This is a genomic window from Flavicella sp. IMCC45537, from assembly GCF_057197705.1.
In genome coordinates this window covers 2,097,153-2,119,592 of sequence record NZ_CM170067.1, presented here as the reverse complement: position 1 = coordinate 2,119,592, position 22,440 = coordinate 2,097,153, and the positions used below count along the sequence as shown (strand labels likewise).

The window sequence follows — 22,440 nt, the reverse complement described above, 5'->3', positions numbered from 1 at the left end:
TGAAAGCCTGATAGACGAAAGTTTATCAGGCTTTTTAATTTTTTATACTTTTATATAAAATCTAGGGATGCTTTATTTTACTTTATTAATATATGTAGAAAAAGGGAAAGAGCTTGTTTTTCAGGAGTTTGAGGAGCTTACTTTGCCTTTGCTGTCTGAGTATAACGCAAAACTTATTATGCGGTTGCGTCCAGATGAAAATTCTGTTGTTGCTATGGAGGGAGAGATGCCTTATGAGGTTCATTTTTTGTCCTTTAATACGGAATCAGATTTTGAAAGGTACAAGAACGATCCTAGAAGACAAGAGTTTTTAAAATTGAAAGAAGAATCAATCACAGCCACATTAATGATAAAAGGAGAACAAATATGATAACGATCGAAAAAGTGTTGAAAGCACAAAAAAATATTAAATCTATTGTGAATGTTACTCCTTTGGATGTAATGGAGAATTTCTCGAAAAAATATGGTGCTTCCATCTTGTTTAAAAGAGAAGATCTTCAAGTAGTACGTTCTTATAAGATTAGAGGTGCTTATAATAGGATGGTAAATCTTTCTTCTAAGGAATTGGTGAACGGTGTTGTGTGTGCAAGTGCCGGAAATCATGCCCAAGGGGTAGCTCTGGCTTGTCAGAAGTTGAAAGTAAAAGGAGTTATTTTTATGCCTACAACAACTCCTAATCAAAAAATAGGTCAGGTGAGGATGTTTGGACAGTCTTTTGTGGAAATCGTTTTAGAAGGAGATACCTATGATGCAAGTTATGCTGCAGCAGCGGCATATTGTGAGGAGCATGGAGCTACTTTTGTGCATCCTTTTAATGATGAAGATGTAATGGCGGGGCAAGGTTCTGTCGGGTTAGAAATAATCGATCAGTCTCAGGAGCCAATTGATTATTTGTTTTTACCTGTCGGTGGTGGAGGTTTGGCTGCGGGTGTTTCTAGTGTTTTTAAAGTATTAAGTCCAAATACAAAAATTATTGGGATAGAACCTGAAGGGGCTCCTTCTTTTAATGTTTCTTTAGAAAAAGGAGTGAATACAACTCTAGATCACGTTGAGAAGTTTATTGATGGTGCTGCTGTCAAGAGGATGGGAGATGCGACTTTTGAAATATGTAAAGAACTTGTTCATGATGCTAATGTTGTTTCAGAAGGAGCTGTATGTTCTACGATTTTAAAAGTTTATAATGAAAATGCTCTAGTGGTGGAACCCGCAGGGGCTCTTTCTATTGCTGCTTTAGATCTGTATAAAGAAGAAATAAAAGGAAAGAATGTAGTCTGTGTTGTAAGTGGTGGGAATAATGATATTACCCGAATGGAAGAAATGAAAGAGCGTTCTCTTTTGTATGAGGGGTTAAAACATTATTTTATTATTCGTTTTCCTCAAAGAGCAGGTGCATTAAAAGAATTTGTGGTAGAGGTGTTAGGGCCGAATGATGATATTGCTTATTTTGAATATACTAAAAAGAATAACAGAGATAAAGGTCCTGCTGTAGTTGGGATTGAACTTAAAAGTAAAGATGATTTTTCGCCCTTGATAAAAAGGATGAAGGAGAAAGGGTTTTTAGGAGAGTATCTAAATGAGAGTCCGGAATTATTTCAGTTTCTAGTTTGATACTAGTGATACTGATTCTTTAGTTTTGTGTACGGATTGACCCTGTATTGCAGGGCTTTGTGTTTATGTATAGACTAATTACAAGCATCCCAGATAGGGTCCTTCGGAGTAGGAGCAATAATTTCAATAGGTTCTTTTTTAACAGGATGCATAAAATTTATTTTTCTAGCATGTAGGTGGATTCCTGCATCTTTATTACTTCTGTTAAAGCCGTATTTTAAATCTCCTTTTATGGGGCAATTAATATTTGCGAGTTGACTTCTTATTTGATGATGTCTCCCTGTTTCTAAATCAATTTCAAGGAGGTGATAGTTGTCTAGGTTTTTAATTGTTTTATAGTGGAGGATCGCTTTTTTTCTATCTTTTCCATCCTCGTTAAAAACACTAGCCTTATTGTTCTTTGGGTTTTTTCTAAGGTAATTAATTAGCGTGTCTGAAGCTTTTGAAGGTTTGTTTTTTACTACTGCCCAATAAGTTTTGTCAATGGTTTTGTCTCGAAGCATTTTATTGAGACGTTCCAGTGCTTTCGAGGTTTTTGCAAAAATAACAATACCAGTGGTGGGCCTGTCTAAGCGATGCACGACACCTAAATACACATTACCTGGTTTGTTGTATTTTTCTTTAATATATTCTTTGAGGATATCGCTTAAAGGAGCATCTCCAGTTTTGTCTCCTTGTACTAAATCTCCCGTTTTTTTATTGACAACGATGATGTGGTTGTCTTCAAAAAGAATTTCTATGTTTTTGGAATTGGATCTCAAAAGAATATTTTTTTACAAGTTTTAAGATTCTTTTAATTGGATGTTTACTTTATCGATAAAGTTTAAAACTGAATCTCTACCTTCTTTAGAAGTAGAAGATGTGACAAAATAATCCGGAAAAATATCCCAAGAATCAGCCAGTAACTTTGTTTTGTAGTTTTCAATATTGCGCTTTAACACAGTTGGCGTTAGTTTGTCGGCTTTGGTGAAAATAATACAAAACGGGATTTGACTTTCTCCAAGAAATTGCATGAAATCCATGTCTATTCGTTGAGGTTCATGTCTTGAATCAATCAAAACAAAAGAACATATTAATTGTTCTCTTTGAAGAAAATAATTTTTAATAAAAGATTGAAATGTTCTTTTGGTTTTTTTTGAAACTCTAGCATATCCATATCCAGGTAAATCAACTAGAAACCAACTATCATTAATCTTAAAATGGTTAATTAATTGTGTTTTTCCAGGAGTACCAGATGTTTTGGCAAGTTTTCTTTGTCCGGTAAGCATATTGATCAAAGAGGATTTTCCTACATTAGATCTACCGATAAACGCATATTCAGGAATTCGTTCTTTAGGACATTTACTTACGTCAGAATTACTGATTTCAAAAGAAGCCGTTTTGATTTTCATGAGATGTGTATAAAAAACAAACACAAATTTTTTTAAAAATTTGTGTTTGTTTATGAGTTGTTATAGATTGTGCTTTATCAGCCAATCGTGAACAATTTTATTAAATTGATCAGGGTGTTCTGTCATAGGAGCATGACCACATTTGTCAATCCAGAATAACTCTGAATTTGGCATTAATTTATCAAAATCATGCGCAACTTCTGGTGGTGTTACTGTGTCTTGTTTACCCCAAACTAGACATGTTTCTAGTTTCATGTCAGGTAGGTCTTTTGCCATGTTATGGCGGATGGCACTTTTAGCAAGTGAAAGAATTCTTAAGACACTTCCTCTATCGTTTACAACCTCAAATAAATCATCAACCATTTCTTCGGTAGCTGTTGCTGGGTCGTAGAATACCATCTCTACTTTTTTTCTCACATAAACTCTATCTCCACGTTTTGGATAGCTATCACCCATAGCGCTTTCGTATAGACCAGAACTTCCGGTAAGTACTAAGTTACTTACTAATTCAGGGTAGTGTTTTGTAAGGTATAAGGCAATATGGCCACCTAAAGAGTTTCCTACCAAAATAGGTCGTTCTAGGTTTTTGTGTTCTATAAATCTTTTTATAAAAAGTGAAAAATGTTTCACATTTGTTTTAATCAACGGTAAACTATAAATAGGTAATTCAGGTACAAGAACTTTGTATCCTTTGTCTGCGAAATATTCGAGAATATTATCAAACATGCTTGCTGTTCCCATTAAACCGTGTAGGAGAATGATGGCTTTTCCTTCACCAGCTTCTTTGTATGTAAACTCTCCTTCTGTAATAATAGTATCGATCATTTATAATCTTTTTTACGATTGACAAATGTACTCTTTTTTTTACAAAAAAACATTTAATCAATATTTCAACTTTTTTTTGCGAATTCCATTTTTAAGACGCACGATATGAGTAAAGTAAGTAAAGTGGGAGAAAATGACAGAACTTATTAACAAAGTGGGGTAATGTGGGAAAATGTGGTAAATAATTCTTACTTTTGAATTCTATAATCTGAGATTACAAAGTGTGGAAAGTATAGTTGGTACATATGAATGTAAGGCAGACTCTAAGGGGAGGATGCTTTTGCCATCTGCATTAAAAAAGCAGTTGGAGCCGGTTATGCATGAAGGTTTTGTGTTGAAAAGATCAGTGTTTCAACCTTGCCTAGAGTTGTATCCGATAAAAGAATGGAATGCAGTTATGGCTCAAATGAATGGGTTGAACCGTTTTGTGAAAAAGAATAATGATTTTATTCGTCGTTTTACGGCTGGGGTAAAAAAAATAGAATTAGATACGACTGGGAGGTTGTTGATTCCTAAAGATTTATTAGCCTTTTCTGGAGTAACGAAAGAAGTAGTGATGTCTTCTGCGATTTCAATTATTGAGATTTGGGATAAAGATAAGTATGAGCAAGCTATTGATGAGACTGCACTTGATTTTGCGGAGTTAGCTGAAGAGGTAATGGGAACAGTAAATAATGAAGGAGATGGAAGGATATCATAATCCAGTATTGCTAAAAGAAAGTGTTGATGCATTGGCTATAAAGCCGGATGGTACCTATGTTGATGTGACTTTTGGTGGTGGAGGGCATTCAAGAGAGATATTAAGTCGTCTTGGTGCTGGTGGTAGGTTGTTTGCGTTTGATCAGGATCCTGATGCTCAGAGAAATAGTATTGATGACGAACGTTTTGTTTTGATTCAAGAGAATTTTAGATATATCTCTAGGTTTCTTCGTTTTTATGGAGTTGCTAAAGTAGATGGGATTCTTGGTGATTTAGGAGTTTCTTCTCATCAGTTTAATGAATCTGAACGTGGTTTTTCTACTCGTTTTGATGCGGAGTTGGATATGAGGATGAATAAATCAGATGAGTTATCTGCTTATACAGTTGTGAATACATATTCTGAGGAGCAGTTGAGTGATGTTTTGTTTCAGTATGGAGAGTTGCGAAATGCACGTGCGTTGGCAGCAAAAATTGTTGCAGAGAGACAAGAAGAAAAGATTGTTACAAGTTTTAGGTTGAAAGAAGTTTTGCAACAGTTTTTACCTAAGGCAAAAGAACATAAAATATTAGCACAAATTTTTCAAGCTTTTAGAATTGAAGTAAACCAGGAGCTAGAGGTTTTGAAAGAGTTTTTGCTACAGACCCCTAAGTTGTTGGAGGTGGATGGTAGGTTGAGTGTTATTTCTTACCATTCGCTAGAAGACAGATTGGTCAAGCGATTCATAAAAAACGGATTGTTTGAAGGGGAGCCGGAAAAAGATTTTTACGGAAATATTGATGTTCCGTTAAAGAATGTTGGGAAAATGATTGTTCCTACTCGTGAGGAGATCAAAGAGAATAACCGGGCTAGAAGTGCAAAACTTCGTATTGCGACCTTGAAGAAAAAGAAGTAAGATGAGAATTTACGATGTTTTAAAAGGGGGGTTTTTAGTTGATGAAGGTGCTTTTAAGAACTGGAGAATTATTGTCTTTGTGGTTTTTCTCTTGTTGTTTATGATTACAAGTTCTCATAATGCAGATCGGAAAGTGATGGAGATTGCAAGTATGAATAAGGAGATGAAAAAGCTGAAATCCTTGTATATAGATTCAGGAACTTATTTAACGAGGATGAAAATGGAGTCCTCGGTTAGGGAGAAATTAAAAGAGAGAGGATTGGCGTCTCCTAAAACACCGCCAATAAAAATCAAAGTAACAACAAAATCAAACTAAAGTGAGCACGGAGCAAAAAGGCATATTAAGTAGACTATCTATAGTAGTTGTCTTGATGACTCTTTTTTTGTTGGTGATTTTTATTAAAATAGCTCGCATTCAATATCTTGAAGGTGATAAGTACCGAGATATGTCTGCGCATAGGACTATTAGAAAAGATACTATTTTTTATAATAGAGGGAATGTTGTTTCTGCAAGAGGTAGCTTGTTGGCGACATCAATGTCAAAATATGATATCCGTATGGATGTTGTGACTGTTAAAGATGAGGTTTTTGAAAAAAACATTCATGGATTGGCGGAGGCGATGTCAGAGATGTTCGGTAAGTCTACTTCGTATTATCAATCTTATTTTAGAAAAGCCAGAAGGTCCAGAAACAGGTATTTGTTTGTTGCGAGAAATCTTGGTTATATGGATTATCTAAAAGTGAAGAGTTTTCCGATCTTTAGATTAGGACTATATAAAGGAGGTTTTATTACGGAGCAAAGAACAGTCCGAGAGCATCCTATCGGGAAAATCGCAGAGCGTACTATTGGTTATGATGATTATCGCGGGGAAGTAGGTATTGAAGGTGCTTATACGGATTATTTAGAAGGTAGTTTGGGTTGGCGTATGAAACAAAAAATCGCTAAAAATCAATGGAAGCCTATTAATGATAATAATGAGGTAGAGCCTAAGGATGGAAGCGATGTAATTACCACGATTGATATCAATGTTCAAGATATTGCCCATCATGCTTTGTTGGAGCAGTTGGAGAAGTTTGAGGCGGATCATGGTTGTGTGATTGTGATGGAAACTAAAACAGGTTCTGTGAAGGCGATTGCGAATTTAGGTAGAACCTCGAAGGGTAAATATTACGAAAAAAGAAATTACGCGGTATGGGAATCTCATGAGCCGGGATCAACGTTTAAGGTTGCGAGCTTACTTATAGCTTTAGAGGATAAGGTAATCGATACGAGTACTGTTGTTGATACTGAAAAAGGAAGAATTTATATTCATAGAAAAAAAGTAGAAGATTCTCATCGAGGTGGATATGGTGAGATTTCTGCGGGTCGAGTTATAGAGGTTTCTTCGAATGTTGGGATTGTTAAGTTAATTCAAAAGCATTACAAAAAAAATCCACAAAAGTTTGTGGATGCTGTGCATGAAATAGGTCTTGGTTCAAAAATTGGTTTAGAAATTAAAGGCGAAGGAGCACCTTATATACCTTCTCCAAAAGATAAGAAACGATGGAATGGTATTTCTCTTGAGTGGATGGCATGGGGGTATGGTATCTCTTTAACTCCTTTACAGACTTTAACGTTTTACAATGCTATTGCAAATGATGGTGTGATGGTGAAGCCAAGATTTGTGAGTGCGCTTAGAACTGAAGGGAAGGTAGATAAAGTGTTTGAACCCAAAGTTATCAATCCAAGTATTGCCTCTATGGAGACAGTGAAAAAATTAAGAAGGGTTCTAGAAAAAGTTGTAGAACAAGGTACGGCAACTAATATCTATACTCCTAATTTTTCTATGGCGGGTAAAACGGGAACTGCTAAAAAATACATTCCGGTTACTAGAGGTTCGGATGGGGAGTTGCATGGCGGTTATTATTCTAGTAAAGAATATACAGCGTCTTTTGCTGGCTTTTTCCCTGCTGATGCCCCTAAGTATTCTTGTATTGTAGTGGTTCATAATCCTGATAAAAAGAAAGGATATTACGGTGCTACGGTTGCTGCGCCAGTGTTTAAAAAAATCGCTCAAAAAATGTATGCTTCAGCACCTATAAAAAAAGAGGTTGAGAACAAATTACCAGTGGTAGAGCAGTTAGATGTTGATTCGGAGTCTTATTATGCTCTTTTGCAACAAGATTTGAAAGTTATTCCAGATGTAAGAGGGATGGCAGGAATGGATGCAATTTCGGTTCTTGAGAATTTAGGTTTGAAAGTGGTTTTTGAAGGGGTTGGAAAGGTGAAAAGTCAATCCATAAGAAAAGGAAAGAAGCTTGTGAAGGGGTCAACGATAATTTTGAAATTGAGTTAGATGAAAAAGTTGAGTGAATTACTTGAGGGAGTTGATGTGTTGGAGTTGATTGGAGGGACTGCAATGAATGTTGATTCAGTTGTTTTTGATTCTCGTAAAATAAAAAAAGGCGCTCTATTTGTCGCTCAAAAAGGAACTGCTTTTGATGGTCATTTGTTTATAGAAAAGGCAATAGAGCTTGGAGCAACCGCGGTTGTCTGTCAGGTGTTTCCTGAGTCTATTGTGCCTGAGGTGACTTACATAAAGGTTGAGAATAGCGACGTGGCATTAGCTCATATTGCTTCTAGTTTTTATGATAATCCTTCTTCGGAGTTAAAACTAGTTGGCGTAACGGGTACGAATGGAAAGACTACTGTTGCTACTTTGTTGTATGAATTGTTTCAAAAAGCAGGTATAGAATCAGGGTTGCTGTCAACAGTAAAAATAAAAATAGGTACAGAGTCTTTTGATGCGACTCATACTACGCCAGATTCTGTTACGATTAATAGTTATCTGAGAAGAATGTTGGATGCGGGAGTAACACATTGTTTTATGGAGGTGAGCTCTCATGGGATTCATCAGTGCAGAACAGAAGGACTTCTATTTGACGGTGGGGTTTTTACAAATCTATCTCACGATCATTTAGATTACCATAAAACTTTTGCTGAGTACAGGGATGTAAAAAAGAAATTTTTTGATGATTTGTCGAAAGATGCTTTTGCTTTGACAAATGTAGATGATAAAAATGGAACTGTTCTTTTACAAAATACAAAGGCAAGGAAGCTTAGTTATGCGTTAAAATCTATGGCGGATTACAAAGCAAGAATTTTAGAGAAAAGTTTCTCTGGAATGCTTCTGCAGGTTCAGAATAATGAGGTTTGGGTGCAGTTGATAGGTGAATTTAATGTGTCAAATTTGTTGGCAATATATGGAGTTGCTATAGAGCTGGGTTTAGAGCATGATAATGTATTGTTATTAATGAGTCAGCTGGAAAGTGTAAATGGAAGGTTTCAGTATTCAATTTCAAAAACAGGAATTGTTACGATTGTTGATTATGCCCATACTCCAGATGCATTAAAGAATGTTTTGTCTACCATAGAAGGGATTCGTACTACAAAAGAAAATTTAATTTCTGTTGTGGGTTGCGGTGGTGATCGTGATACTTCTAAAAGAAGTAAGATGGGTAACATTGCAGCAGCGATGAGTGATCAAGTTGTTTTTACATCTGACAACCCAAGGTTTGAAGATCCGCAATCAATTATTGATCAGATAGAGGAAGGTGTTGCAAAAGAAGATGAAAAAAAAGTGCTTTCTATTTTGGATAGAAAACAGGCTATAAAAACCGCTTTGAAATTGGCTAGCCAAGGAGATATTGTTTTAGTAGCTGGAAAAGGACATGAAGATTATCAAGATGTTCAAGGAGTAAAACATCATTTTGATGATAAAGAGATAGTACAAGAAATATTAATAGCATTAGAAAAATAAAAAAAATAACCGCATGCTGTATTACTTATTTGATTACCTAAAAGCAAACTATGATTTAATTGGAGCCGGAGTGTTTCAGTATATTTCGTTTAGGGCTTCGATGGCGTTTATTTTTTCGATGTTGCTTTCTACGATATACGGAAAGCGCATGATAAACTTTTTAAGAAAAAAACAAATTGGAGAATCTGTTCGTGATCTAGGTTTAGAGGGACAGGTGCAAAAAGCGGGTACTCCAACTATGGGGGGCTTGATAATAATATTTGCGACCTTGATACCTGTGCTTTTGTTTGCTAAGGTGGATAATATTTATATCATTATTCTTCTGATTACAACTTTATGGATGGGCTCTATTGGTTTTTTGGATGATTATATAAAAGTGTTCAAAAAGGATAAGGATGGCTTGAAAGGTAAATTTAAGGTTTTGGGTCAGGTTGGATTAGGGGTTATTGTTGGTGGTATGTTGTTTTTTAATCCTAAGGTGACTATGAAAGAAAAGTTACCGGCAGCAGAAATTCAAATGGTTACTGATACTGGTATTCCGAAAGTGTTTGGTGAAGAGATGAAATCTATTAAAACCACGCTTCCTTTTTTGAAAAATAATGAGCTTGATTATTCTGTAGTGACAGAGTGGTTGGGAGATACGTCAAAAAAATATGGTTGGATAATTTTTATTCCAATAGTGATATTTATTATCACTGCTGTTTCTAACGGGGCAAATCTTACAGATGGGATTGATGGCTTGGCGGCCGGAACCTCAGTGATTATAGTACTTACACTAGGTGTCTTTGCTTGGGTGTCAGGTAATATAATATTTGCAAATTATTTGGATGTTATGTATATCCCTCATTCAGGTGAGATGGTGGTTTTTATAAGTGCTTTTTCTGGTGGATTGGTAGGGTTTTTATGGTATAACACATATCCAGCTCAGGTTTTTATGGGAGATACCGGGAGTTTAACTATTGGTGCTATTATCGCGGTGATTGCGGTTGCCACTCGTAAAGAATTATTGATTCCCGTCTTGGCAGGAATCTTTTTTATAGAGAATTTTTCTGTGGTCTTACAGGTGGGGTATTTCAAATATACCAGAAAAAAATATGGTGAAGGTAGAAGGGTTTTTAAGATGGCTCCGCTACATCATCATTATCAAAAGTCAGGTTATCATGAGTCGAAAATAGTGGCGCGTTTTATAATTATTGGCTTGTTGTTGGCGGTAATGACCATCGTAACATTGAAATTAAGATAGAATCAGAGAGCGGCGATATGAAAAGGTTAGTTGTACTTGGTGGAGGAGAAAGTGGTGTAGGAACCGCTGTTTTAGCGAAAGATAAAGGCTATGATGTTTTTGTGTCCGACAGAGGGGGTATAAAAGAAAAGTACATAAAAGTTCTTGAAGAAAATGATATCTCTTTTGAGTCTGGAGAGCATACTAGAGATAAAATAGTAAATGCTGATTTGGTGATGAAAAGTCCTGGTATTCCGGATACTGTTCCTTTGGTTGTAGAGTTGAGGGAAAAAGGTGTTTCAGTGATATCAGAAATAGAATTTGCGGCTCAATTTACGGATGCTACCTTGATTGGGATAACGGGGTCTAATGGGAAGACAACAACTACCATGATGTTGCATCATATTATGAAAAAAGCGGGTTTCAATTGTGGAATGGCTGGTAATATTGGAGATAGTTTTGCTTTGCAGGTTGCTTCTGAAAACTATGATAGTTATGTTTTGGAGTTGAGTAGCTTTCAGTTAGATGGAATTAAAGATTTTGCTCCGCATATTGCTATCATAACTAATATTTCTCCGGATCATTTGGATAGGTATGAATACAAATACGAGAACTATATCGCATCGAAGTTCTTGATTACAAAAAATCAAACTGAGAAAGATTATTTGATTTATGATGCAGATGATATTGAAATAATTAAATGGCTGGAAAGTCATGAAGTACGAGCGCAGTTGGTGCCATTTTCATTGAGTGAAAATAAGGGTGTTCCAGGAGCGTATGTTTACGATAATAAAATACAAACAGAACTAAACAAAGAAATTTTAAGAATGGATATTTCTAAACTAGCAACTAAAGGAAAACACAATACAAAAAATGCGATGGCATCTTCATTGGCAGCACAAATGATGAAGGCAAGAAAACAAGTTATAAAAGAGAGCTTGGAGGATTTTGAAGGGGCAGAGCATCGTTTGGAAAAAGTATTGAAAATTAATGGTGTTCAGTATATCAATGATTCTAAGGCAACGAATGTCAACGCAACATTTTATGCTTTGGAATGCATGGAGGCACCTACAGTTTGGATCGTAGGAGGTGTAGATAAGGGAAATGATTATTTAGATTTGATGCCATTGGTTAGAGAAAAGGTGAAAGCTATTATTTGTTTAGGTGTGGATAATGCTAAAATCATGCAGACTTTTGACGGTATGGTAGATTTATTGATCGAAACTACTAGTGCAGAAGAGGCTGTTAAAATGGCTTATAAATTAGGGTCAAAAGGTGATAATGTTCTTTTGTCTCCTGCTTGCGCAAGTTTTGATTTGTTTGAAAGTTATGAAGATAGAGGAAGGCAGTTTAAAAATGCTGTGAGACATTTGTAAATTAATTTAAGATGATGCAAAGTTTATTCAAACATCTACAGGGAGATAGAGTCATTTGGGCCTTAGTGGCTATGTTGGCTATATTTTCATTTATGCCAGTTTATAGTGCTAGTACAAACTTGGTGTATGTGGTTGGGAATGGATCTACATTTGGTCATTTGATAAAGCATGCGGCACTTCTTTTTATGGGATTTGCTATTATGTTTGGGGTTCATAAAATTCCATATAGGTATTTCAGTGGGGGCTCTGTGCTGCTGTATCCTGTAGTGATAGTACTTCTTATTTACACCTTGTCTCAAGGAAATACAATTGGAGGAGCAAATGCAAGTAGGTGGATTCGTGTTCCAATAGTTGGAGTGGGTTTTCAGACCTCTACCTTAGCGGCTTTGGTGTTGATGGTGTATGTGGCTCGCTATGTTTCTCGTAATAAAGATAAAGAAATCTTGTTTAAGGAGAGTTTATTGCAGTTGTGGTTGCCTGTAGGGTTGGCCTTGGCTTTGATTCTGCCAGCAAACTTTTCTACAACGGCAATCATCTTTTTTGTGATATTGATTCTTGTTTATTTAGGGGGGTATCCAGTAAAGTACATACTATATATATTAGGAATGGGGATTGTTGCATTGAGTATTTTTGTTTTGGTAGCAAAGGCCTTTCCTGATGCAATGCCTAATAGGGTAAACACTTGGCAAAGTAGGATAGAGAGTTTTTCTGATCCAAATGAAACAGAAGGTTATCAAGTAGAGAAAGCTAAAATAGCCATTGCGACTGGCGGAATTGGAGGAAGAGGTCCCGGGAAGAGTGTTCAAAAGAATTTTTTACCACAATCTTCGTCAGATTTTATTTATGCTATTATCATTGAAGAGTATGGTTTGATTGGAGGTTTGGTGATATTGGTTTTTTACTTTTTGTTATTGATGAGAATATTGATTGCAGCAAAAAAAGCGGGTACAGTGTTCGGAACAATGTTGGTTATATCTATTGGGATTCCAATAATTTTTCAGGCGATGACTAATATGGCAGTAGCGACAAATTTATTACCTGTTACAGGTCAAACATTACCCTTGATTAGTAGTGGGGGGACGTCTATTTGGATGACTTGTTTTGGGTTAGGAATTATTTTGAGTGTTTCCTCTGCGAATGAGGTTACGGAAGAGCAGTTAGAGCAGGAGAGTGAAGATCCTTTGTCAATTCTGCATGAAACGATACATGATTAAAAATATAAAGTTATGAAAGTGTTAATCAGCGGTGGTGGTACTGGAGGTCATATTTATCCTGCGATTGCGATTGCAAACGAAATAAAGAAGCGATATCCATCGGCTGAGTTTTTGTTTGTAGGTGCGAAAGATCGTATGGAGATGGAAAAAGTACCGAATGCTGGTTATAAGATAAAAGGACTTTGGATTTCTGGAATACAAAGAAAATTAACAATAGATAATCTTTCGTTTCCTTTAAAGTTACTAAGTAGTGTTTGGCAATCGAAAAAAATAGTCAAAGAATTTCAGCCAGATGTTGTTGTTGGGACTGGCGGTTTTGCTAGTGGGCCAGTTTTGTATGTGGCTTCAAATAAAAAGATCCCGTCCTTGATACAAGAGCAGAATTCATATCCGGGAATTACGAATAAATTACTGTCTAAAAAAGCCAATTCTATTTGTGTGGCTTATGACGGATTGGAACGATTTTTTCCGAAAAATAAAATTACAAAAACAGGGAATCCTGTGCGTCAAAACTTATTGACGGTAAGTTCAAAACGAGAAACAGCCATTGATTTTTTCAATTTAAACCCTGAGAAAAAAACACTATTGGTTATTGGAGGTAGCTTAGGAGCTCGCGCGGTCAATAAATTAGTTGCTGAATCTTTAGGTTTTTTTGATGAAATTGGAATACAGGTAATTTGGCAAACAGGTAAGTTTTATATTGAAGAATATAAAAAATGCGATGGGTCAAAAGGAGTTCAAACACATGCTTTTTTGGCGGAAATGGATTTGGCTTATGCTGCTGCAGATTTTATAATTAGTAGGGCTGGTGCAAGTTCTATTTCAGAATTGTGTATCGTTGGGAAACCTACGGTTTTTATTCCTTCACCTAATGTTTCTGAAGATCATCAAACAAAAAATGCATTGGCTTTAGTACATGAAAATGCTGCTTTGATGGTTAAGGAGTCTGAGATTTCCTCTTTTGAAACGGTGTTTAAGGAGTTGTTTACAGACAAACAGTTACAGGAGAGATTGGTTGAGAATATAACAGCTTTAGCTTTGCCAGATGCAACAGAATCAATCGTAAATGAGTTAGAGAGAATTATAGCGTTAAAAAAGAATTGAGTTGAATTTAGAAGAAATACATAGAGTTTATTTTATAGGAATTGGAGGTATTGGTATGTCTGCAATTGCGAGATATTTTTGTGCAAATGGTAAACAGGTAGCAGGCTATGATAGGGTTCCTACGGAGATCACAAGTGCTTTGGTTGACTTGGGGGTGGAAATTCATTTCGAAGATGCTTTAGAATTGATACCAGAAGCTTTTAAGGTTGCTGCAGGTACTTTGGTTGTCTATACTCCAGCGGTACCTAAGGATCATAAAGAGTTGAACTTTTTTCTAGATGCTGATTTTAATACGATAAAGCGCGCTCAAGTTTTGGGAGAGATTACGAAAAGCACCTTTTGTTTGGGGGTTGCTGGTACTCATGGAAAAACTACGACCTCTTCTATTTTGGGTCATATTATGAAAGCTTCTGGTACGGATGCTACTTCTTTTTTAGGAGGGATTACAGAAAATTACGATTCTAATTTGATATTAGGAGGGGATAAAGTTTCTGTAGTAGAGGCAGATGAATTTGATAGGTCTTTTTTACAATTGTCGCCTAATTTGGCTTGCGTTACTTCAATGGATGCAGATCATTTAGATATATATGGAGAAAAGGAAGTATTGGAAAATTCTTTTAGGGAATTTGCAGAAAAGGTTACAGATAAATTAATTGTCTGTAAAGGTTTGCCTTTAGCTGGGTTGACCTATGCGATAGAAGAGGAGGCAGACTATCAAATTACGAATATAAAAGTTGAAAAGGGAGCTTATAGTTTTACTATAAAAACACCAAAAGCAGTTCAGGATAATGTTGAGTTTGGATTGCCTGGTAGGCATAATTTGTCAAATGCTTTAGCTGCAGTTGCTTTAGCAGAACAATATGGATTGTCTTTGGATGTTATTGCTGGTGCGTTGAAAAGTTTTAGAGGTGTAAAGAGAAGGTTTTCCTATAAAATCAAAACGAATAATTTTGTTTTGATTGATGATTATGCACATCATCCCACTGAAATTAATGCAGTTGCGGATGCTGTTTGTGAGATGTATCCAAATAAAAAAGTAGTTGGAGTTTTTCAACCACATTTATTTAGTAGAACGAGCGATTTTGTTGAGGAATTTGCAGAAAGTTTAGCTAGATTTGACGAACTTTTATTGTTGGATATTTATCCTGCAAGAGAATTGCCAATGGAAGGAGTTACTTCTCGTTGGTTGTTAGATAAAATTGACAATAAAGAGAAAAAAATTGTTGATAAAGTTGAAGTTTTAAACGAATTGAAAAAATCGAATGCGGACGTTGTAGTGATGATGGGTGCTGGGGATATCGGTGTTTTGATAGAGGAGATTGCTGAGCAGTTAAAATTAGAATTGATATAGGTTGTTTTTGTGAAAAAAAACAGATAGTTAACTAAAAATGAAAAGATATATTGTTTACATAAAAAGCGTTGTTTTACTACTTGTAGTAGCTTTTTTGTACGGATTTGGTTCGCAGAGAAATGGAGCCAAATTAGTGCAAGAACCCATCGTGGAATTTGCAAACGGAGCGAATTTATTTCTTTCTCATGAAATGGTTAATAAATTGTTAATACAAAATATTGGTGATCTTAAAAACCAGCCAAAATCATTAATAAATTTACATGAGTTGGAAAGTGTTGTGTTTCAGAATCCACTTGTCGAAAAGGTGAAGGTCTTTATGACGATAGATGGAATTGTGAAAACAGTGATAACACAACGTACCCCTATTGCAAGAATTCATAGTGGAGATGAAGTTTACTATCTTGATAAGCAAGGTGTTAAAATGCCTTTGTCTTTGAATTATTCTGCTAGGGTTTTGCTGGTTTCTGGTAATGTAGTTGAGGAGGATTTGGCGTCTATTTATGGTCTTGTGACTAAAATAAACGGTGATAATTTTTTGTCAAATTTGATCGTTGGTGTGCATAAAAATGCGGCCAACAACTACGTGCTTAGAACAAGGAAATATGATCAAGAGATTCAGATTGGAAAAATAGAAGATTTGAATGTTAAATTTAAAAAATTAGAAGCTTTTTACAATGAGGTAATTCAGAGTAATGAGTTGGAAAAATATAAATCGATTAATTTAAAATTCAACAACCAGGTTGTTTGTACAAAGAATTAAATTATGGAAAAAAAGACTTTCTCAGTTGGATTAGATATTGGAACTACAAAAATTGTAGCCATTATCGGTTGCAAGAATGAATATGGGAAACTTGAGATTTTAGGGATAGGAAAGGCAAAAAGTCTGGGGGTAAAGCGTGGTGTTGTGAACAATATTACACAAACCATAGTTTCTATCCAGCAAGCCGTAGAGGAAGCTGAGAATGTATCTGGATATGATATTAATGATGTTGTAGTAGGAATTGCAGGTCAACATATCAGAAGCTTACATCATAGTGATTATATTACCAGAGATGATGCTGATAGAGTAATTGATGAATCTGATATTGAGGATTTAATCAATCAAGTACATAAACTGGTAATGTTACCAGGAGAAGAAATTATTCATGTATTACCACAAGATTTTAAAGTAGATAGCCAAGAGCATATCAAAGAAACTATTGGGATGTATGGAGGGAGATTAGAAGCTAACTTTCATGTTGTTGTTGGGCAGGTTTCTTCTATTAAAAATATTGGTCGTTGTGTTAAGAGTGCAGGTTTAGATTTATCTGAGATAACCTTAGAGCCTTTAGCTTCGGCATCAGCTGTATTAAGTCAAGAAGAAAAAGAGGCTGGAGTTGCTTTGATTGATATCGGTGGTGGTACCACAGATTTAGCGATTTTTAAAGATGGTATTATTCGTCATACAGCAGTGATTCCTTTTGGAGGAAATGTGATTACTGAAGATATTAAAGAAGGTTGTGCGATTATTGAAAAGCAAGCTGAGCTTCTGAAAGTAAAGTTTGGTTCAGCATGGCCAGGAGAAAATAAAGAAAATGAAATTGTTTCTATTCCTGGATTAAGGGGGAGAGAGCCGAAAGAGATAACCTTAAAGAATTTATCAAAAATTATTCATGCAAGAGTAACAGAGATAATTGAGCAAGTGTACCTGGAAATTAAAAATTATGGACATGAAACTCAAAAAGGGAAATTAATTGCGGGTATTGTTTTAACGGGCGGGGGCGCTCAGGTAAAACATTTAAAGCAATTGGTAGAATACATTACTGGTATGGATACAAGAATTGGGTATCCAAATGAACACTTGGCAGGAGGTTCTGATGAAACTTTGAGTAGCCCAACCTTTGCAACGGCAGTTGGTTTGCTTATGGAGGGTCTAGAAAAGCAAGAGAAGAAAGAACGAGCAGAAGCACCACAGCGAGAACAATTTAATCTTGGAGGTGATGAAGAGGTAGCAGAAGAAACGGTTTCAGAGCAAAATCAAGAGTCAGAAATTGAACAACCAACGGTAGAAGAACCCGTTGCAAAGCCAGTTCCAAAGAAATCAATATTTGAAAAATTCTCTGAGAGATTTAGAGATTTTTTAGATAACGCAGAATAGCAGAAAAAGAAAAAAATAACCATTTAATCGTCAAAAAGAACCCGTTATTATGAGCAGCACAGAATTCGATAACATTTCATTTGATATGCCTAAGTCACAATCTAACACTATAAAAGTTATTGGTGTTGGTGGTGGTGGAAGCAATGCTGTAAACCACATGTTTCAGCAAAACACTAAAGGGGTGGATTTTGTCATTTGTAACACAGATGCACAAGCCTTAGAGAACAGTCCAATTCCTAATAAAATACAGTTAGGAGTTTCATTAACCTCAGGACTTGGTGCAGGTGCCAATCCAGATGTAGGAGAGGAAGCTGCTAAAGAAAGTTTGGAGGAAATTAGAAGTATTCTAACCACACAAACAAAAATGGTTTTTATCACTGCTGGTATGGGTGGTGGTACAGGTACAGGAGCTGCACCTATCATTGCTAAGATAGCGAAGGATATGGATATTCTTACTGTGGGTATTGTTACGATGCCTTTTCAGTTTGAGGGTAGAATGCGTACACAACAAGCTCAAAAAGGTGTGGATGAGTTACGTCAAAATGTAGATTCATTAATTGTAATCAACAATAATAAGCTTAGAGAAGTTTATGGAAATTTAGGATTCAAAGCAGGGTTCTCAAAAGCTGACGAGGTGCTGTCAACAGCTTCAAGAGGTATTGCGGAAGTGATTACACATCATTACAAACAAAATATTGATTTACATGATGCAAAAACGGTTTTATCTAACAGTGGAACTGCAATTATGGGATCTGCAAAAGAGGCTGGAACCAATAGAGCGAAAAATGCGATTGTAAAAGCTTTAGATTCTCCATTATTGAATGATAACAAGATTACAGGAGCAAAGAATGTACTTTTATTAATTATTTCAGGGAAAGTAGAAGTTACTTTGGATGAGATAGGTGAGATTAATGATTTTATCCAAACAGAAGCTGGGTATGATGCCAATATCATTATGGGTGTTGGTGAAGATGATAATTTAGAGGATGAAATTTCATTAACGGTTGTTGCTACAGGTTTCGCTGCTGATCAGCAGGGAACAATTTCTGATATTGAAGTGAAAAAAGTAATACACACTTTGGAAGATGAACAGAAAGCTATCTATAGTTTTGAGGAAAAAAATTCTTTAAAATCTCAGATTCTGAACAGACAAAAAGAAGTTCCTGTTGAAGATAGTAAAATCGTTTATGAACTTGGAGAGGAAGAGGAAGAAGTACCAAATCAGATTGTAAAAACAACAAATGTAATTCAGAATTTAGATGTGGAGTTTGAAGAGATAACATCTGATAAAATTTTACACGATCTTTCTGATTTTGCTGACGAGGAATTTGAAATCAAAGAGGTGAATTCTATAAAGGAACCAGAGGAGTCAAAACCTGTTGGAATTGTTGAAGAAAAGCCAGTTCAGATGGATCTACTGTTTGATATAGACGTTGTTGGGGCAGAAGAAGTAAAGGCAGAAGTTGCAGAAGCGAAATCAACGGAAGAGCCTGTGTATTTTAGTTTAGATGATAGCGTAGAAGACTTTATCAATGGAATCGAAGTAGTAGATCATGAAGAGGTTTCTCCTGTGGTAAAAGAAACTCCAAAGATAGAGGAAGTAAAGAGATATACTTTAGAAGATGTTGCTGAAGAAGAAACAAAACCATTGGATATTAATGAAATTGAAGTTCATGGTCATATTGAAGTAAAAGCTGAACCTGAAGAACCGAAAACAATTCGTTATAGTTTAGAGGATTTTGATATTCAACCGACGATAAAAAATGCATCAACAATTGATATCAATAATATCAAAGTAGTTGATCATGAAGAGGTGAAACCAGCTGCAATACAGATTCCAGTTGATGAAGAGTTAGAGATTACTTTAAAAAAGCAGGAGGAAGTTATCGTTGAGGATATGGATGTGATTGGAGCGAAAGAGGTAAGCCCTTTGGATGCTACAATTTCTGAAATTCAACAAACAGCCAATAGCAGAAGAGAAAAAATGAAAAGGTTCAATTATAAGTTTAACAACAATGTTCCTCAAAATATTGATGACATTGAAAAAGTTCCTGCTTATAAGAGAAATGGTGTAGATTTAGATGATGTAAATTCTTTGGATACCACTCAATCTAGAACAACCTTAAGTATTGATGATAATGACGAAATTCAATTGAGGTCAAATAATTCATTTCTACATGATAATGTAGATTAAGAAATGTACCCCTACAGATTAAAATGCCCGCTATATAGCGGGTTTTTTATTTTGTTGGAATTAGGATTTGTTTATATTTACGTCCGAGTTAAGAAACGGTTTGAATAGAATATTTAAAGAGATATAAAATGAGTTTACAAAAAGAATTGATGGTCAAGTTAAAGGAGGCAATGAAATCAAAAGATACGGTTGCTTTAGAGTCATTGAGAGCTGTTAAATCGGCAATTTTATTAGCACAAACAGAAAGTGGAGCTAAAGAAGAGTTAACTCAGGATCAAGAATTAAAATTAGTTCAGAAGTTAGTGAAGCAACGTAAGGATAGTGCAACTTTGTTTACTGAGCAAGGTAGAGAAGATTTGGCTGCTCCGGAATTAGCTCAAGCTGAGGTTATAGCTCAGTTTTTGCCAGAACAAATGAGTGAAGATGAAATTAAGGAAGCAATCAAAGCAATTATTTCTCAAACAGGTGCTGCTAGCATGAAAGATATGGGGAAAGTGATGGGCTTGGCTTCAAAACAATTGGCAGGGAAAGCAGATGGAAAAACAATATCTGTGGTTGTAAAAGAGTCTTTGTCATAAATAATTAAGGCCGCGTGGCGCAACTGAATAGCGCATCAGATTTCGGCTCTGAGGGTTGTAGGTTTGAATCCTATCGCGGTCACTTAAAAAATCCTTGCAATATTATTTGTGAGGATTTTTTTTTGATATTATTTACGAATGGGAGCAATTTTAAAATTACCATTTATTCTGTTATATATTATGGCCTATAAAGTATGTTGATTTTGAATATTCCTATTTGCTTTGTTAGTTATAAGTTGAACAGCTCCTTTGATAAGTTCGATGTCAATGGTTTTAAACTTTCCGATCACTTCACCATCTAGTTGTAATAGACGAGGTTCTTTAAAGTTGAGTGTAGCTTTTTCAGTAACCAGCGTTATACTTTGTTGATTTGTGTAAAATTTTTCGTTGAAAGCAGATAATCCTGCTTTTATCAATGAAGTCAAATCTAACTGTTCCATCAAAACAATCTCAAATTTACCGTCCATTGGGTTTCCGATTAAATTCAAAGGAACTCCAGTTCCATACTTTCTTGAATTGCAGATAGCAGCCATAAATACAGATGCGTTTATTTTTTCATTGGGTGTTGTTACTTGAATGTCAAAATTTTCAAGTTGTTGCAATTCTTCAAGAAAATATTTTGCATAGGTCATCATTCCTCGGTTTGGGTCCTTTTCGTAGGAGTTTACAATATTTGCATTCAACCCGATATCACCAATATGCATGCTGTAATGGGTATCATTAACCTGTAAAAGGTCTAACCCATGTATCATTTGAGATAATAATAAATCTTTTAAAGCCTGTATTGGATCTGGATTGACATAAAGTTCTGTTGCCATTCCGTTGGCAGATCCGAGAGGAATGATTCCCATGGGAATATTCGTGTTTAAAAGAGCGATGGCAGTAAATAAAGTTGTTCCGTCACCACCTACAGAGGCCACCTTATCAGGTAAGAATTCAGATAGGATTGTATTCAAATTCTGTTTGTCTTGTTTTCCCGTAGTTTTAAATATCCGAAAGTCAATTCCGTATAGAGAACAAAGCTCCATGGCTTGGTTTAAAAAGGGTTCTTTGTCGATGTCACCTGAAATTGGATTTACAACGAATAATAGTTTCATAATACGTTTGGGTTAAAGGATTCGTTTTTCTTAAAATAGTGCACTTTTACACCTGTGTTTTGTAAATATTTCCAGTTTTTTACTTTCGTTGAATTTAGCGATTTTTTAGTTTGACGAATAAAAATATAGGAAATTTGATTTGTGAATTTTTTCGCTATTTCAGTATAAATGTGAACATCGTTTTGCGAATCATCGCCCACTAAAATAAATTCTTTTTTTGGGGATAGTTGAATTATTTTTTCAATAGTATTTTTTTTAAAATCAACTTCCTTTTGATTGGTAATAAGCTTTTTGAAATTTAGGTAAGGAGTAAGAAAAAGGATTCCCTTAGGGAGTTTGTTAGTTGTTAGAAATTCGGTGATTATTTTAAATAGATTGCTTTCACTTTTAGAAACATAATAGAATCTCGGTTGAGCATCTTGATAGGCTAAAAATAAATTTTTTGTAAAGTCTATAACACCTCTTTTATGAGGTGGTTTGAACAAGGTGGTGTAAATTCTTTTTGGGGCCGACTTTGTATAGGAGTGTAATATGGTCTCATCAATGTCTGAAATAATGGAAAGTTTACCACTAGTATCATGAAAAATGCTAGGGTATTTTTGATGGTAAGGTATTTCTTTTTTGGAATCACAATCGAGTATTGTGGGATGAGTTGTCAGTCTTTTTGTGGTGGTAATAGAAAAGTATCCCGATTTATCTGTGGTTGCGATCAGTTCAGTGGCTCCACAAATTATTTGTATTTGTTTTTTTGAAAAGGTCTTTTTTCGATAGGTAGCTATAATATATTTTGCATTTTCTATCGCTTTGGATGCATTTCTTTGTTTTTTTTCTGAGTGAAGTATCGTCCCAGAAATAATTGTTTCTTTAGAAAATTCTATAATAGAAAGTTGCCAGATTTTAGGCATAACATTTTTTTCTACAATTTAGTGTTTCTTATTTAATTGCGGTTCA

The 22,440-nt window shown here is 35.4% G+C and carries 21 protein-coding genes and 1 tRNA gene; 17 read left to right on the top strand and 5 right to left on the bottom strand.

Going from position 1 to position 22,440, the window contains the following annotated elements; translation table 11 throughout:
- Positions 1-67 precede the first annotated feature (67 nt).
- On the top strand, positions 68-370 hold the full coding sequence (locus AC2DGP_RS08665; RefSeq protein ID WP_484489670.1) for a hypothetical protein: 303 nt from the start codon (positions 68-70) through the stop codon (positions 368-370).
- Complete coding sequence (ilvA, locus tag AC2DGP_RS08660; RefSeq protein WP_484489669.1) at positions 367-1,608, top strand: threonine ammonia-lyase IlvA; 1,242 nt, start codon at positions 367-369, stop codon at positions 1,606-1,608. The genes AC2DGP_RS08665 and ilvA overlap by 4 nt, the downstream gene beginning before the upstream one ends.
- Before the next feature lie 74 nt (positions 1,609-1,682).
- On the opposite strand, the gene AC2DGP_RS08655 is transcribed toward ilvA, so the two are convergent.
- From AC2DGP_RS08655 to AC2DGP_RS08645, 3 genes are read right to left on the bottom strand one after another with little or no spacing between them, the layout of a single operon-like run.
- Positions 1,683-2,369 (bottom strand): RluA family pseudouridine synthase, encoded by a 687-nt coding sequence (locus AC2DGP_RS08655; RefSeq protein ID WP_484489668.1) that lies wholly within the window; start codon positions 2,367-2,369, stop codon positions 1,683-1,685.
- Between the two features lie 21 nt (positions 2,370-2,390).
- Entirely contained in the window at positions 2,391-2,999 is a 609-nt protein-coding gene (gene yihA, locus AC2DGP_RS08650) for a ribosome biogenesis GTP-binding protein YihA/YsxC (RefSeq protein ID WP_484489667.1), read from the bottom strand.
- Positions 3,000-3,059: 60 nt separating this feature from the next.
- The gene (locus tag AC2DGP_RS08645; RefSeq protein WP_484489666.1) at positions 3,060-3,824 is read right to left on the bottom strand and encodes an alpha/beta fold hydrolase; all 765 of its coding nucleotides are present in this window, start codon (positions 3,822-3,824) and stop codon (positions 3,060-3,062) included.
- Positions 3,825-4,047: 223 nt separating this feature from the next.
- Between AC2DGP_RS08645 and AC2DGP_RS08640 the strand changes: the two genes are divergently transcribed.
- The 15 genes from AC2DGP_RS08640 (at position 4,048) to AC2DGP_RS08570 (ending at position 20,474) form a co-directional block, all read left to right on the top strand.
- Positions 4,048-4,524, top strand: coding sequence for a division/cell wall cluster transcriptional repressor MraZ (locus AC2DGP_RS08640; RefSeq protein WP_484489665.1), 477 nt, complete (start codon positions 4,048-4,050; stop codon positions 4,522-4,524).
- Entirely contained in the window at positions 4,508-5,416 is a 909-nt protein-coding gene (gene rsmH, locus AC2DGP_RS08635; RefSeq protein ID WP_484489664.1) for a 16S rRNA (cytosine(1402)-N(4))-methyltransferase RsmH, read from the top strand. The genes AC2DGP_RS08640 and rsmH overlap by 17 nt, the downstream gene beginning before the upstream one ends.
- A gap of 1 nt (position 5,417) precedes the next feature.
- Positions 5,418-5,732: an FtsL-like putative cell division protein gene (locus tag AC2DGP_RS08630; protein ID WP_484489663.1), complete on the top strand. Its 315-nt coding sequence runs from the start codon at positions 5,418-5,420 to the stop codon at positions 5,730-5,732.
- A gap of 1 nt (position 5,733) precedes the next feature.
- Entirely contained in the window at positions 5,734-7,752 is a 2,019-nt protein-coding gene (locus tag AC2DGP_RS08625; protein WP_484489662.1) for a penicillin-binding protein, read from the top strand.
- The gene (locus AC2DGP_RS08620) at positions 7,753-9,216 is read left to right on the top strand and encodes a UDP-N-acetylmuramoyl-L-alanyl-D-glutamate--2,6-diaminopimelate ligase (RefSeq protein ID WP_484489661.1); all 1,464 of its coding nucleotides are present in this window, start codon (positions 7,753-7,755) and stop codon (positions 9,214-9,216) included.
- A 13-nt stretch (positions 9,217-9,229) separates the two neighbouring features.
- Positions 9,230-10,459: a phospho-N-acetylmuramoyl-pentapeptide-transferase gene (mraY, locus tag AC2DGP_RS08615; protein WP_484489660.1), complete on the top strand. Its 1,230-nt coding sequence runs from the start codon at positions 9,230-9,232 to the stop codon at positions 10,457-10,459.
- A gap of 17 nt (positions 10,460-10,476) precedes the next feature.
- Complete coding sequence (murD, locus tag AC2DGP_RS08610) at positions 10,477-11,814, top strand: UDP-N-acetylmuramoyl-L-alanine--D-glutamate ligase (RefSeq protein ID WP_484489659.1); 1,338 nt, start codon at positions 10,477-10,479, stop codon at positions 11,812-11,814.
- Positions 11,815-11,828: 14 nt separating this feature from the next.
- Positions 11,829-13,028 carry an FtsW/RodA/SpoVE family cell cycle protein gene (locus AC2DGP_RS08605; protein WP_484492491.1) on the top strand — a complete coding sequence of 400 codons (1,200 nt, stop codon included), beginning with the start codon at positions 11,829-11,831 and terminating at the stop codon, positions 13,026-13,028.
- A 12-nt stretch (positions 13,029-13,040) separates the two neighbouring features.
- A complete protein-coding gene (gene murG, locus AC2DGP_RS08600) occupies positions 13,041-14,132 on the top strand; it encodes an undecaprenyldiphospho-muramoylpentapeptide beta-N-acetylglucosaminyltransferase (RefSeq protein ID WP_484489658.1) in 1,092 nt (363 codons plus the stop codon).
- A gap of 1 nt (position 14,133) precedes the next feature.
- Positions 14,134-15,483 carry a UDP-N-acetylmuramate--L-alanine ligase gene (gene murC, locus AC2DGP_RS08595; RefSeq protein ID WP_484489657.1) on the top strand — a complete coding sequence of 450 codons (1,350 nt, stop codon included), beginning with the start codon at positions 14,134-14,136 and terminating at the stop codon, positions 15,481-15,483.
- Between the two features lie 37 nt (positions 15,484-15,520).
- Positions 15,521-16,243 (top strand): cell division protein FtsQ/DivIB, encoded by a 723-nt coding sequence (locus AC2DGP_RS08590; RefSeq protein ID WP_484489656.1) that lies wholly within the window; start codon positions 15,521-15,523, stop codon positions 16,241-16,243.
- Between the two features lie 3 nt (positions 16,244-16,246).
- Positions 16,247-17,620 (top strand): cell division protein FtsA, encoded by a 1,374-nt coding sequence (gene ftsA, locus AC2DGP_RS08585; RefSeq protein WP_484489655.1) that lies wholly within the window; start codon positions 16,247-16,249, stop codon positions 17,618-17,620.
- 49 nt (positions 17,621-17,669) lie between these two features.
- Positions 17,670-19,814 (top strand): cell division protein FtsZ, encoded by a 2,145-nt coding sequence (ftsZ, locus tag AC2DGP_RS08580; RefSeq protein WP_484489654.1) that lies wholly within the window; start codon positions 17,670-17,672, stop codon positions 19,812-19,814.
- 128 nt (positions 19,815-19,942) lie between these two features.
- Complete coding sequence (locus tag AC2DGP_RS08575; RefSeq protein ID WP_484489653.1) at positions 19,943-20,392, top strand: GatB/YqeY domain-containing protein; 450 nt, start codon at positions 19,943-19,945, stop codon at positions 20,390-20,392.
- A gap of 8 nt (positions 20,393-20,400) precedes the next feature.
- A tRNA-Arg gene (locus AC2DGP_RS08570) sits at positions 20,401-20,474 on the top strand.
- A 103-nt stretch (positions 20,475-20,577) separates the two neighbouring features.
- Here AC2DGP_RS08570 and AC2DGP_RS08565 read toward each other — a convergent pair.
- Together AC2DGP_RS08565 and AC2DGP_RS08560 are read right to left on the bottom strand one after the other, a co-directional pair.
- Entirely contained in the window at positions 20,578-21,489 is a 912-nt protein-coding gene (locus AC2DGP_RS08565; RefSeq protein ID WP_484489652.1) for a diacylglycerol/lipid kinase family protein, read from the bottom strand.
- Entirely contained in the window at positions 21,486-22,394 is a 909-nt protein-coding gene (locus AC2DGP_RS08560; protein ID WP_484489651.1) for a phosphatase domain-containing protein, read from the bottom strand. Before AC2DGP_RS08560 ends, AC2DGP_RS08565 begins: the two co-directional genes overlap by 4 nt.
- Between the last annotated feature and the right edge of the window lie 46 nt (positions 22,395-22,440).